The sequence below is a fragment of the Mycolicibacterium septicum DSM 44393 genome (assembly GCF_000455325.1).
Taxonomy (GTDB): Bacteria; Actinomycetota; Actinomycetes; order Mycobacteriales; family Mycobacteriaceae; genus Mycobacterium; species Mycobacterium septicum.
On the sequence record NZ_HG322951.1, the window covers coordinates 3,701,956 to 3,714,718 of the forward strand.

General features: G+C 66.3%; 15 protein-coding genes and 1 tRNA gene. 10 read left to right on the forward strand and 6 right to left on the reverse strand.

The window, feature by feature from the left end; translation table 11 throughout:
- Positions 1-30: 30 nt before the first annotated feature.
- The gene (locus tag TX88_RS17365) at positions 31-705 is read right to left on the reverse strand and encodes a methyltransferase family protein (RefSeq protein WP_044518489.1); all 675 of its coding nucleotides are present in this window, start codon (positions 703-705) and stop codon (positions 31-33) included.
- A 198-nt stretch (positions 706-903) separates the two neighbouring features.
- Between TX88_RS17365 and TX88_RS17370 the strand changes: the two genes are divergently transcribed.
- Positions 904-1,164: an Mtp family mycobacterial-type pilin gene (locus TX88_RS17370; RefSeq protein WP_044518490.1), complete on the forward strand. Its 261-nt coding sequence runs from the start codon at positions 904-906 to the stop codon at positions 1,162-1,164.
- 26 nt (positions 1,165-1,190) lie between these two features.
- Here TX88_RS17370 and TX88_RS17375 read toward each other — a convergent pair.
- Positions 1,191-1,267, reverse strand: a tRNA-Leu gene (locus TX88_RS17375).
- Positions 1,268-1,350: 83 nt separating this feature from the next.
- Between TX88_RS17375 and TX88_RS17380 the strand changes: the two genes are divergently transcribed.
- The 7 genes from TX88_RS17380 (at position 1,351) to TX88_RS17410 (ending at position 7,678) form a co-directional block, all read left to right on the forward strand.
- Complete coding sequence (locus TX88_RS17380; RefSeq protein WP_044518492.1) at positions 1,351-1,977, forward strand: two-component system response regulator PdtaR; 627 nt, start codon at positions 1,351-1,353, stop codon at positions 1,975-1,977.
- 197 nt (positions 1,978-2,174) lie between these two features.
- On the forward strand, positions 2,175-3,386 hold the full coding sequence (locus TX88_RS17385) for a branched-chain amino acid ABC transporter substrate-binding protein (protein WP_044518494.1): 1,212 nt from the start codon (positions 2,175-2,177) through the stop codon (positions 3,384-3,386).
- Positions 3,387-3,470: 84 nt separating this feature from the next.
- Positions 3,471-4,508: a branched-chain amino acid ABC transporter permease gene (locus tag TX88_RS17390; RefSeq protein WP_044518495.1), complete on the forward strand. Its 1,038-nt coding sequence runs from the start codon at positions 3,471-3,473 to the stop codon at positions 4,506-4,508.
- Positions 4,505-5,707: a branched-chain amino acid ABC transporter permease gene (locus tag TX88_RS17395; protein ID WP_044518497.1), complete on the forward strand. Its 1,203-nt coding sequence runs from the start codon at positions 4,505-4,507 to the stop codon at positions 5,705-5,707. The genes TX88_RS17390 and TX88_RS17395 overlap by 4 nt, the downstream gene beginning before the upstream one ends.
- Positions 5,704-6,558, forward strand: a complete 855-nt coding sequence (locus tag TX88_RS17400; RefSeq protein ID WP_044518499.1) for an ABC transporter ATP-binding protein — start codon at positions 5,704-5,706, stop codon at positions 6,556-6,558. The genes TX88_RS17395 and TX88_RS17400 overlap by 4 nt, the downstream gene beginning before the upstream one ends.
- Positions 6,542-7,288: an ABC transporter ATP-binding protein gene (locus TX88_RS17405; protein ID WP_044518500.1), complete on the forward strand. Its 747-nt coding sequence runs from the start codon at positions 6,542-6,544 to the stop codon at positions 7,286-7,288. Before TX88_RS17400 ends, TX88_RS17405 begins: the two co-directional genes overlap by 17 nt.
- Before the next feature lie 63 nt (positions 7,289-7,351).
- Entirely contained in the window at positions 7,352-7,678 is a 327-nt protein-coding gene (locus TX88_RS17410; protein ID WP_044519519.1) for a YnfA family protein, read from the forward strand.
- 3 nt (positions 7,679-7,681) lie between these two features.
- Here the strand turns inward: TX88_RS17410 and TX88_RS17415 are convergent, their stop codons facing one another.
- Positions 7,682-8,569 (reverse strand): SCO6745 family protein, encoded by an 888-nt coding sequence (locus TX88_RS17415; RefSeq protein WP_044518503.1) that lies wholly within the window; start codon positions 8,567-8,569, stop codon positions 7,682-7,684.
- 8 nt (positions 8,570-8,577) lie between these two features.
- Complete coding sequence (locus tag TX88_RS17420) at positions 8,578-9,294, reverse strand: FadR/GntR family transcriptional regulator (protein ID WP_044518505.1); 717 nt, start codon at positions 9,292-9,294, stop codon at positions 8,578-8,580.
- A gap of 124 nt (positions 9,295-9,418) precedes the next feature.
- Between TX88_RS17420 and TX88_RS17425 the strand changes: the two genes are divergently transcribed.
- Complete coding sequence (locus TX88_RS17425; RefSeq protein WP_044518507.1) at positions 9,419-9,934, forward strand: gluconokinase; 516 nt, start codon at positions 9,419-9,421, stop codon at positions 9,932-9,934.
- Positions 9,931-11,388 carry a GntT/GntP/DsdX family permease gene (locus TX88_RS17430; RefSeq protein WP_044518508.1) on the forward strand — a complete coding sequence of 486 codons (1,458 nt, stop codon included), beginning with the start codon at positions 9,931-9,933 and terminating at the stop codon, positions 11,386-11,388. The genes TX88_RS17425 and TX88_RS17430 overlap by 4 nt, the downstream gene beginning before the upstream one ends.
- Before the next feature lie 60 nt (positions 11,389-11,448).
- Here the strand turns inward: TX88_RS17430 and TX88_RS17435 are convergent, their stop codons facing one another.
- Together TX88_RS17435 and TX88_RS17440 are read right to left on the reverse strand one after the other, a co-directional pair.
- Positions 11,449-11,979 carry an RDD family protein gene (locus TX88_RS17435; RefSeq protein WP_044518510.1) on the reverse strand — a complete coding sequence of 177 codons (531 nt, stop codon included), beginning with the start codon at positions 11,977-11,979 and terminating at the stop codon, positions 11,449-11,451.
- Between the two features lie 9 nt (positions 11,980-11,988).
- Positions 11,989-12,756, reverse strand: coding sequence for a DoxX family protein (locus TX88_RS17440; RefSeq protein WP_044518511.1), 768 nt, complete (start codon positions 12,754-12,756; stop codon positions 11,989-11,991).
- Positions 12,757-12,763 lie beyond the last annotated feature (7 nt).

Sequence of the window (12,763 nt, forward strand, 5' to 3'; positions counted from 1 at the left end):
GCGCCGGCCCCGTGCGGGCCGGTGCGGTCGTCACCACATATAGGGGACCAGGCGGTAGCGCGCTTTCTGTGCGTATTCGCGGTAGCCGTCCAGCTCTGCGACAAGCAGCTTTTCCTCATCCCGGATGCGGATGACGAGCACGATGAGGCCCGGTATGACGGGCAGGAGCCCCCAGTAGGAGCCGAGTGCGAGGGGGAAGCCGACGATCGTCAGCACGTTGCCGGTGTACATCGGGTGACGAACCAACCCGTACAGGCCGGTCGAGGCGAGCTTCTGGCCCGACTCCACCTGCACGGTGGAGGCCGCGAAGCTGTTCTGGATGACCACCAGGCTCGTGACACCCAGTCCGACGGCCACCAGAACATCACCGGCAACGCAGATCGCCGCCGGTACCGCCGACCAGTCGAAGCGGTGGTCCAGGGCGCTGACCACGACCATCGCCGCCAGCGACAGGTACCAGCCGCCGATGAGGATCTTCTGCACCGTTCGGGTCTCGGCGGCCGGTCCGGCGTGCTTACGCCGTTGGTGTGCCTCGGGGTTTGTCCGTTGCAACAAGATGCTGGGAATCCACGTCGAAAGGGCGAACACCACGAGAAAAGCCCAGGCCTGCCAGAAGTCGAGGGTGCCTGCGAGTGAGAACAGCACCAAGCCGAACACGATGAGTTCGACAAGCCCGAACCCGACTACTCTCGCAACGGCTTTCACGATCCTCCTGTCGTCCGTCGCGGCACAGACTGCCGGCGGGCGCAACCCAGCGCACGGCTCAACCTACCGTCGGTCACCTGTGAGACGGGCGAGATTGACGGACAAGTCAAAGCCCTGAACGCAGGTCGCCTAGAAGCGACAGCGGACCCGAAGCCTTCTCGCAGCGGTACACCGAGTCGGCGGTGATAGTCCTGACTCATGATGACGAAAGCACGTGTTGCGGCAACGGCAGCGGTACTCACCGCAGGTATCGGTCTCGCGGGTCTGGGCGGAGCTGTCGCACAGGCGGCGCCCACAGTGCCGCTGCCGGATTACCACTGGTGCCCGGGGGAGTTCTGGCACCCCGAATGGGGCTTCAACTGGGGCGGCGACCGGTGCCATGACGACTATTACTTCGACGGCGAGGCCCGTGACCGCGGGCACTGGCACGGACGCGGCGATTGGCGTCCGGGCTTCTGATCAGCCAGGGGCCGATTGGTGTGTGGTGGTGCCCTCGGTGAGATTCGAACTCACACTGTACGGGTTTTGAATCCGTTTCCTCTGCCAGTTGGGATACGAGGGCGTGCCGATCAGTACTGCGGCCTACCACCATAGAGGATGGCCCCGAGGTCGCCGAACGGCGGCCTCCACGACAGAATGTTCCCCATGACCGGGTCACCGAAAGACGCTGACAGCCCCCGCCGCGTGCTCATCGCCGAGGATGAGGCGCTCATCCGCCTCGACCTCGCGGAGATGCTCCGGGAGGAGGGCTACGAGGTCGTCGGTGAGGCCGGCGACGGGCAAGAGGCCGTCGAGCTCGCCGAGTCGCTGCGCCCGGACCTGGTGATCATGGACGTCAAGATGCCGCGTCGCGACGGTATCGACGCGGCTTCCGAGATCGCCAGCAAGCGCATCGCCCCGATCGTCATCCTGACCGCGTTCAGTCAGCGGGAGCTGGTCGAGCGGGCCCGCGATGCCGGGGCGATGGCGTACCTGGTCAAGCCCTTCAGCATCACCGACCTGGTCCCGGCCATCGAGGTGGCGGTGAGCCGGTTCAGCGAGATCGCCGCACTGGAAAACGAAGTGGCGACGCTGGGGGATCGTCTGGAGACCCGCAAGCTGGTCGAGCGGGCCAAGGGTTTGCTGCAGAGCAAACACCAGATGACCGAGCCCGAGGCGTTCAAGTGGATTCAGCGCGCCGCGATGGACCGCCGCACCACCATGAAACGGGTGGCCGAGGTGGTATTGGAAACCCTCGACGACTCCGAGGAATCACCCGTTCAGGAGAGCTGATCGGCGGGCCCGGTTGTTAATTGTGGGTTTCCGCCGGGCCGAAATTCCGCATTCAACCAGGACCCACGGACGAACCATTCACTCAACATCCCGCACTCGGGCCGGTCGTTGGCTATGTTCTACCCGAAGCTCCGGCGCCCAGCCCTCACAAGGTCAGGGCGCCGGTGCCGCTGACAACTCTGACCCGGAGGTGAAGCGTGCGCGGTCGCGTGGCACGGAAAGCATTTGCTCTCGGAAGTGCGGGTGTGGTTGCCCTGGCGATTGCCGGCTGTAACCAATCCTCGCCGGAAGGCGAGGCATCGCAGACCAATTTGAAGATCGTCGAGAAGGTCCAGATCGACGAGAACGGTGCTGAGGTCAAGGCCGCCGAGGGCGTCAGCCCGGCCGATCCCGCCGGCGACGGGAAGGCCACCTGCCCGCCGGTGATGATCGGCATGATGGGTGCGCTCAACGGTCCGGACGCCGCGCTCGGCATCAACATCAAGAACGGCGTGCAGCTCGCAATCGACAAGCACAACGCCGCCAACTCCGGCTGCCAGGTGCAGCTCAAGAGCTTTGACACCGAAGGTGATCCGCAGAAGGCGACCGGTGTGGCGCCGCAGATCGTCGACGAGGCGTTCATCATCGGCTTGATCGGGCCCGCGTTCTCCGGGGAGACCAAGGCCACCGGTGACGTGTTCAACCAGGCCGGTCTGGTCGCGGCCACCGCATCGGCCACCAACGTCACGTTGAGCGAGAACGGGTGGAAGACCTTCTTCCGCGGCCTGGCCAACGACGGCGTCCAGGGCCCCTCGGTGGCCAACTACCTCAAGAACACTCTCGGCAACAAGAAGGTGTGTGTGGTCGACGACAGCACCGACTATGGGCTCGGTCTGGCCGAGACGGTGCGTGAAACCCTTGGCCCGGTTGCGGATTCGTCATGCAACATCTCGGTGAAGAAGGGCGACAAGGAGTTCTCGGCTGCCGTCACCCAGATCAAGGGAGCCGCTCCGGACTCGGTGTTCTACAGCGGCTACTACTCCGAGGCCGCACCGTTCGTCCAGCAGCTCAAGGACGGCGGCGTAACGGCGACCTTCGTCAGCGCCGACGGCACCAAGGATCCGCAGTTCGTCGACCAGGCCGGTGAATCGTCGAAGGGCGCCCTGCTGTCCTGCCCGTGCGGTCCGGCCACCGGATCGTTCGCCGACGAGTACACCCAGAAGTTCGGCCAGGCACCGGGCACCTACAGCACCGAGGGCTACGACCTGGGCACCATCCTGCTCAAGGGCATCGACTCGGGTGCCATCACCCGGCCGGCACTGCTGGACTACGTCCGCAAGTACGAGGGCCAAGGCGTGGGCCGCAAGTACCAGTGGACGGACAAGGGTGAGCTCACCACCACCCTGATCTGGATGTACGAAGTCAAATAGCCCACCAGACGAAACGCGTCCGAGACCGTCACCAGGACTCGGACGCGTTTCGTTACACACCACGAAGTCAGGAGCCGCCGCCGGATGATCCACCAGTGCGTCGAGCAGTCCGCCTGCCTGGCATCCAACATCAGCTTCAACCTGGATGGCCTGCGAGACGGCTTCTGGCAGTTGACGATCGACGGCCTGTCCTGGGGTGCGATCTACGCGCTGGTGGCGGTGGGCTACACCCTGGTCTTCGGTGTCCTGCGCCTGATCAACTTCGCCCATTCCGAGATCTTCATGCTGGGCATGTTCGGCGCCTACTTCTGTCTGGACGTCATCCTCGGTTTCGCCCCGAGCGGTAACGCGTACAACAAGGGCGTCGCGCTGACAGTGCTGTATCTCGGCATCGCCATGCTGTTCGCGATGTTGGTCTCGGGATCGGCGGCGGTCGGTCTGGAACTGATCGCCTACCGGCCGCTGCGAAAACGCAACGCCCGCGCCCTGACCTTCCTCATCACGGCGATCGGAATGTCGTTCGTGCTGCAGGAGTTCGTGCACTTCGTGTTGCCGAAGCTCCTGAAGGGCTACGGCGGAAGCAACGCTCAACAACCCATCGTCCTGGTCCAGCCCAAGACTCAGTTCACGATCTTCGGCGCCACGGTGTCGAACGTGACACTGGTGATCGTGGGAGCCGCGCTGGTGCTCGCCGTGCTGACCGACATCGCGATCAACCGCACCAAGTTCGGCCGCGGCATCCGGGCCGTGGCGCAGGACCCGACCACCGCGACGCTGATGGGTGTCTCCCGGGAACGCATCATCATGCGGACCTTCCTCATCGGCGGTCTGCTGGCGGGTGCGGCAGCGCTGCTCTACACGTTGAAGGTTCCGCAGGGCATCATCTATTCCGGCGGATTCCTGCTCGGCATCAAGGCGTTCTCGGCAGCGGTGCTCGGCGGCATCGGTAATCTTCGCGGCGCTCTGCTGGGCGGTCTGCTGCTGGGCGTCATGGAGAACTACGGGCAGGCGGTATTCGGAACGCAGTGGCGTGACGTCGTGGCATTCGTTCTGCTGGTGCTGGTCCTGCTGTTCCGGCCGACCGGCATACTCGGTGAGAGCCTCGGGAAGGCGCGGGTATGAGCGAGCATCACGGTTCAGAGTCCGCCGGGTCGGTGACCAAGACACTGCTGGCCCCCGGCGACGCGATTCGCGACTCGTGGTCCAGCCTGCCGCGGGTGGCCAAATGGCTTGTCGGCGTGGTGGGTTTCGGACTGCTGGCCCTGTTGCCGTTGTTCACGCCCAGCTTCCTCAACACCACCGGCATCAGCTTCGGCGGCACCATGGCTCAATTCGCGATGGTCGCCATCATCGCGATCGGGCTCAACGTCGTCGTCGGGCAGGCCGGTCTCCTCGACCTCGGTTACGTGGGCTTCTACGCGGTCGGCGCCTACACGGTCGCGCTGCTGACCAGCCCCGACAGTCCGTGGAACAAAGTGGGGCCCGACGGATTCTTCAGCAAGGACTGGGCCTGGCTGTCGTGTGTGCCGCTGGCGATGGCGGTCACCGCGCTGGCCGGGCTGATCCTGGGAACGCCGACCCTGCGGTTGCGTGGGGACTATCTGGCCATCGTCACCCTCGGATTCGGCGAGATCATCCGTCTGCTCGCCGACAACCTGTCCGACGTCACCAACGGTTCGCGTGGACTCAACCAGGTTGCGTACCCACGGCTGGGGGAGAGCGAGAAGCTGCCCAACGGGGTGTTCTCCAGCGGCAACTCGGCCGGTGAGGCGAACTACGGCACCTGGTGGTTCTGGCTGGGCCTGATCCTGATGGTCGGCATCCTCCTGTTGGTGGGCAACCTGGAGCGCAGCCGGGTCGGGCGCGCCTGGGTGGCGGTCCGCGAGGACGAGGACGCCGCAGAGGTGATGGGCGTCAACACCTTCCGGTTCAAGCTGTGGGCGTTCGTGATCGGCGCCGCGATCGGCGGCCTCTCGGGGGCGCTCTACGCCGGCCAGGTTCAGTACGTGGCGCCGCCGACGTTCAACATCATCAACTCGATGTTGTTCCTGTGCGCGGTGGTGCTCGGCGGGCAGGGCAACAAGCTCGGCGTCATTTTCGGTGCCTTCATCGTTGTGTATCTGCCCAACCGGCTCCTGGGAGTCGAGTTCCTCGGGATCAACCTCGGTGACCTCAAGTATCTCTTCTTCGGTTTGGCGCTGGTGGTACTGATGATCTTCCGGCCGCAAGGTCTTTTCCCGGTACGCCAGCAGCTGTTGACGTACGGCAGATCGGCTCGACAGTTGTTGCGCGGCAACACGGACAAGGAGCCGGTGGGATGAGTGAGCCCATGCCCGGCGTGACCGAGAGCGTCGAGGAACTGGCCGGGGTGCACCGCGAGATCCAGGCCGCCGAGGGCGAGATCCTTTTGGAGACCAGGGATCTCACCGTCAAGTTCGGTGGCCTCGTTGCCCTGGACTCGGTCAGCTTCAACATCCGCCGCGGTGAGATCCTCGGTCTGATCGGGCCCAACGGCGCGGGCAAGACCACCTGCTTCAATGCGATCACCGGTGTCTACCGGCCCAGCTCGGGATCGGTCATCTTCGACGGCGCGCCGCTGGGCCGGATCAAGCGGCACCAGATCACGCGCCGCGGCATCGCCCGTACCTTCCAGAACATCCGGCTCTTCGGAGAGATGACCGCGCTGGAGAACGTCATGGTGGGCACCGATGCGCGACACAAGACGTCGGTGCCCGGTGCCCTCGTGCGTTCCCCTCGGCACCGTCGCGAGGAACGGTCGGCGATCGAACGCGCCGCGGCCTTGCTGCACTTTGTGGGGATCGCCCACCGCGGCGAGGAGAAGGCCAAGAATCTGCCCTACGGTGACCAGCGCCGGCTCGAGATCGCCCGCGCACTGGCCACCGAGCCCAAGCTGTTGTGCCTGGACGAGCCGGCCGCCGGGTTCAATCCCGCCGAGAAGGCGTCATTGATCGAGTTGATCCGCAAGATCCGCGACGACGGCTACACGGTGCTGCTGATCGAGCACGACATGCGTCTGGTGATGGGGGTGACCGACCGCATCGTGGTGCTGGAATTCGGCCGCAAGATCGCCGACGGACTGCCACACGAAATCCGCGAGGACCCGAAGGTCATCGCCGCCTATCTGGGGGTACCCGATGACGAGCTCGGTTGAGACCAGCCGCCCGGTGCTGCTCGAGGTGCGGGACGTGGTGGTGCACTACGGCCGGATCAAGGCGTTGCACGGGGTTTCGCTGGTGGTGCACGAGGGGGAGCTGGTCACGCTGCTGGGCTCCAACGGGGCCGGTAAGACCACGATGATGCGCGCGATCTCGGGTCTGCGGCCGTTGACCTCGGGTTCGGTCTGGTTCGAGGGCCGTGACATCTCCCGGGTGAAAGCACACCAGCGCGTGATCGACGGGCTGATCCAGGCTCCCGAGGGGCGCGGAGTGTTCCCCGGCATGACGGTGCTGGAGAACCTCGAGATGGGTTGCTATGGACGCAAATTCGCGTCCCGCGGGGAGCATGACGAGCGGTTGGACTGGGTGTTCACGACCTTCCCGAGGCTGGCCGAGCGGCGCTCCCAGGTGGGCGGCACCCTCTCCGGCGGGGAGCAGCAGATGCTGGCCATCGGCCGGGCACTGATGTCCCGGCCCAGGGTGCTGCTACTCGACGAGCCGTCGATGGGACTGGCGCCGATGGTGATCTCGCAGATCTTCAAGATCATCTCCGAGATCAACACCCAGGGCACCACGGTGCTTCTGGTCGAACAGAATGCCCAACAGGCGCTGAGCCGGTCCGACCGCGGCTACATCCTGGAGACCGGCAATGTCACCCGCACCGGTGATGCGCGGGAACTGTTGGCAGACGACAGCATTCGTGCTGCCTACCTCGGTGTCGCGTAACCGGGCCCGACACGCCGCGCAAAAGCCCACAATTGCGCACGCTCACGGCACTCTGAGGTGGTGATGGTAGGCAAATCGATCGCGCTGTTCGTCCTGGCCGCCGTGCTGGAGATCGGCGGCGCCTGGCTGGTATGGCAGGGCGTGCGCGAGCACCGCGGCTGGATGTGGATGGGCGCCGGGGTGATCGCGCTCGGCGCCTACGGCTTCGTCGCGGCATTCCAGCCCGACGCGCACTTCGGCCGGGTCCTGGCTGCCTACGGCGGCGTGTTCATCGCCGGTTCGTTGCTGTGGGGCATGGTGGCCGACGGCTTCCGGCCCGACCGCTGGGATGTCGCCGGTGCGCTCGTGGCCCTCGTCGGCGTCGGGCTGATCATGTACGCCCCGCGCTGATCGTCAGCCCAGATGGGCGCTGTCGTCGTCGAGGTCGTCGCGGCTCAGGCCCATCGGGGTCGCGGCGGGCACGTCGCCGGCGGCCACCACCTGCCGGGTGATCGGCGTCAGCACCCGGAACAGGGTGGTGATCTCGTCGTCGGTCAACGCGTCCAGCGCGCCCAGGGCCAGGGCATCGGTCCGGTCCTCGACCGCCTGCTTGACGTCTCGCCCGGCGTCCGTGAGCTCACCCTGGCCGTCGAGCCAGCCGCGCGAGCGCAACTGCTCGACGTAGCCCGCCCACTGTTCGTCGTCGTAGTCGCGGCCGCGCATGATCATCTCGCGCGGCACCCGGCCGGCCGCGGCGTGCAGCACATTGCATTCCCGTCCGCTGATCCCCTCGGCGACCAGCACGGCGATATGGCCGTCGCCGCGTTGTTCACGCAGCAGGGTGACCGCATGCCAGAGCTTGGCGATCGGTTCCTCCGGCCAGGGCAGGGCCCGGTTGGCGGCGTAGAGCGGCCGGCCGTCCAGGGGCGCGGTGCGGGCTGCCTTCGCGGCCAACTCGGCCGCGAGGCGGGTCGACTCGGAGTCGGTCACCCCGGAGCGACGCAGTGCCGCGACGGCCGACTCCGACCGCAGCTGCAAAAGCTTTGCCGGACTTGCCTTGTCCCATGCCGCGGGTAACGCCCTGGCCACCCGCGCGGTGGTGAAGTTGTAGAACGCCGCGGCGACGACTTCGGGCGGCACGATGCCCAGCGGCGCCGAGCGGGCGCCGAAGTAGCCCATCCAGAAGCCGGGATAGCCCAATTCGGCGAACGCCGCGAGCGACTCCGGGGCGAAGTAGGTGACCCCGTGTACCGGCTCCAGCCGGTCGAAGAAACGACGTGCCAATTCCGGAGTACGACCCATACGGCTAGTTAAGCATCGGGACCGTCACCGTCGGTCACCGCGGTGGCGGCCTCGTCGATGATGGCCCGCATCGCCCGTTCGGCGCCGTCCTCGTCGCGCAGCCGGATCGCCCGGGCCACCTCGTCGTGCAACGCGATGGCGGCCGGGTTGGGGGAGTCCGGCATCAGGCCGTGCTGGGTGCGCCCGGCCAGGACCTCGGCCACCACGTCATTGAGTGCGCGGAACATCTCGTTGCCGCTCGCGTCCAGGAGCGTCTGGTGGAAAACCTTGTCCGCCAACAAGTAGGCGTCGAGGTTGCCGGACCGGCCGTGCACCACCATGTCGGAAACCGCGGCGGCCAGGATCCGGCATTGGTCCGGGTTCGCGCGCCGGGCGGCGAGTGCTGCGGCGGCCGGTTCGAAACCCCGCCGGAGTTCCGACAGCGACGCCAGCAGGGCGGCGCGGTCGCCGGCCTGCAGGCGCCAGCGAATCAGCCTGGGGTCGAACACATTCCATTTGCGCGCGGGCTGGACGGTGATTCCCACCCGGCGCCGTGATTCCACCATGCCCATCGATTCCAGGACCCGGATCACTTCGCGCGCGACACTGCGGGATACCTCGTGCTCGGTGCTGACCCGGTCCAGGGTCAGCACCTGCTCGGCCGCCAGCTCACCGGAGACGATGCCGGTGCCGAGCGCGGTCAGCAGGCTGGCATGCAGCGCGCCGACGTTTGAGGGCGAGGACACGGTTACATCCTGTCATATCCGGTATTGAGCGGTGAAAAAACAGATGTAATCGTGACACTCTTGCAAACGTATGCTTTTTAAGTCATGCTGTGTGACGGCAGACACATATCGTGAGGGCGGATGTATGGGTTCACCAGTCGTGGTCATGGGTGTATCGGGGTCGGGTAAGTCGACCGTCGGCGCCGCGTTGGCGCAGCGGATGCGGGTGCCGTTCGCCGATGCCGACGACTTCCACCCCGCGGCAAACATCGCCAAGATGTCCGCGGGCCACGCCCTCGACGACGACGATCGCTATCCGTGGCTGGAGTCGATCGGTGAGTGGCTCGCCAAGCACCACGACGGCGGCGTGATGAGCTGCTCGGCGCTCAAACACAAGTACCGCGACCAACTGCGGCGGCACTGCGCCGATGTGGTGTTCCTGTTCCTGAGCGGCTCGGCCGAGGTGATCCGTCGGCGCCAGGCCAGCCGCCCCGGGCATTTCATGCCGGCGGCCCTGCTGGACTCCCAATTCGCCACGCTGGAGCCGCTCGGACCCGACGAGGCCGGCATCGCCATCGACGTGGATCAGAGCATCGACGACATCGTCGACGAGTACATTGCCCAATCCGACACCGAGACAACAGAACAGGACAACCGATGACCTCGACGCTCACTCATCTCGCGGCCGGGACGGAGCTGGTCGAGCCGGTGGCGGGCGGCGCGCAGCTGGTCCTGGCCGCGCTGGCCGGCATCGCCCTGATCGTCGTGCTCATCACGATCGTCAAACTGCATCCGTTCCTGGCCCTCATCTTCGGCGCGCTGACCGTGGGCATGGCGGCGGGCGAGAACGTCAGCGACGTGCTCGCCTCGTTCTCCACCGGATTCGGGTCCACCGCTGCCAGCGTCGGCATATTGATCGCTCTCGGTGCGATGTTCGCCAAACTCCTGGCCGACTCTGGGGGAGCGGACGAGATCGTGGACACCATCGTCGGGCACGCCTCACCACGGGCGCTCCCGTGGGCAATGGCGTTGGTGGGCGCGATCATCGGTCTGCCGATGTTCTTCGAGATCGGTCTGGTGCTGCTGATGCCGGTCATCTATCTGGTGGCCCGCCGTTCGCAGCTGTCCCTGATCACGGTCGGCATCCCCGCGCTGGCAGGCCTGTCGGCCATGCACGGATTCGTACCACCACACCCGGGACCCGTCGCCGCGATCTCATTGCTCAACGCAGACCTCGGTGTCACCTTGGCGCTGGGTGTGCTGGTCGCGATCCCGACGATCGTGGTGGCAGGTCCGTTGTTCGGCAAGTTGGCCGGACGCTGGGTGGTCCTTGAGGTCCCGGACCGGTTCGACGCCGCCGACCCTGCGGCGGGCTCGACGGGCGCGGACTCCGGCGGCGGTGCCGCGGCCGCGGCCGGCACGACCACGACGACCGCTACGAAGGCGCGACCGACGTTCGGGATCACCATGTTCAGCGTTCTGCTGCCGGTGGCACTGATGATGGGCAAGGCGCTGGTCGACATCTTCGTCGAGGACAAGTCGCACCTTATCCGTCAGACGTTCGACATCCTCGGACAGCCGTTGATGGCGCTGCTGATCGCGGTGGTGGTCGGAATGTTCACGCTCGGTGGCGGCGCCAAGATGAGCCGCGACCAGATCGTGAAAACCATCGAGTCATCGCTTCCGCCGGTGGCCGGCATCATCTTGATCGTCGCGGCCGGTGGCGGATTCAAACAGGTTCTGGTCGATACCGGGATCGGAACCCTGCTCGCCGAATGGGCCAAGGGCGCCAATCTTTCGGTGGTGCTGCTGGCGTGGGTGCTGGCCGTGCTGATCCGGTTGGCCACGGGATCGGCCACCGTGGCCACCATCACCGCGTCGTCACTCATGCTCGGACTGGTCGAGGGGATGAGCACCGGGGAGGTGTCCCTGGTGGTGCTTGCGGTGGGTGCCGGCTCGTTGTTCTTCTCGCACGTCAACGACGCCGGATTCTGGCTCGTGAAGGAGTATTTCGGGATGACGGTCGGCCAGACGATCAAATCGTGGTCCCTGATGGAGACGGCGCTGTCGGTGTCCGGCCTGATCTTCGTCCTGTTGCTGGGCCTGGTGGTCTGAGCCGGTTGACCGGCCCCGGCGTGAGGCGCCCGATCCAACGGGCACCTCACGCAACGGGTTTCAGCCCCGGACCACCTGCGTGCCGCCGGCGAGTTCGTCGTGCTTGCCCTGCTTGGTGGGGCTGGAGCTGATCGTCACCGCGATGATGATCATCGCGACGATGGCCAGGAAGCCACCCGCGAACGGGATGATCGGCAGCAGGGTAAAGGCATTGCGGATGGCTGACTCTTTGGCAGTCGGCTTCGGTGTGTTGCCCGCGCCGTGCACCGCGAGGCCCAGCATCTTCTTGCCCGGTGTGGCACCTGTCGCCACTTCGAGACCGACGAAGTACACGAACATCAGCAATCCGGTGAACAAGCCGGTCACCCAGTAGCTCGACAGCGAGTCGGTGACGAACGACAGGAAGAACGCCACGATCGCGACGAGGATGCCGTCGATCACCCGGGCCAGCCAGCGCCGGCCCAAACCGCCGGGGGTCTGCGTGCCGTAGGGCGGGGGATAGCCGCCCGGGACCTGCCCGCCGTAGGGCGGTGGGTAGCCGCCCGGTTGTCCGTATTGCCCGAATTCCGGTTGATAGTCACCCGTGGTCATGCCACAACGCTACCGATCAAGGCGCTGGTCGAGTTGGGTTCGTGCGAGATCGGCAAGAGCAGCGGAGCGTTCCCGGGCGGCCTCGGCCAGTTCGGGTGCGCGTTCGCGGGCGACATGGGCGAGTTCGCCGGCCCGCGCACGGGCGGCGTCGGCCACCTCGGGTCCATGTTCACGCGCGAGTTGGGCCAACTCCGAGGCCAATTCGGTCGCCCTGTCCACAGCCGCGTCGGCGAGTTCGCGGCCGCGTTCGGCGCCGACGGCCAGACCGTGACCGATCTTCTCGGCGATGGCACTGTCGGCGAGCGTGTCACCGCCCGCCGCCACACCGGGAACGGCGGCGGCGACACTGGCCGAGACGTGTCGCGCGGCACGGCGTCCACGCCAGGCCAGCGATGGCTTGCCCGCGGTGTCGGCCGCCGCGATGATCAGACCGCCCAGCAGGCTCACGTCGGTCAGAAACTCACGGCGCTGGCGCGCGGCGTGTTGCGGGTCGGAATCCTTCAAGAATGCCTGCGAACCAAGGCTTCCCGGAATCATCGTGACGGCAAGGGCCGCCGCGGTCAGGCGGGGCGCACGCCCGGCGGCCAGCAGCAGCCCACCCGCCACCTGGACCACCGCGTTGACCCGGGCGACGGTATGGGCGTTGTTGGGAACTCCGGCACCCACCGGGCCGGGCAGTGCGCTCAGCGCGCCGAGGGTTCTCTGTGTCGTCTCGGTGGAGGTACTCGGGTCGCGCAGGGTGTCCACACCGCGGGCAATGAAGGTCGCAGACAGCATGGGGCGG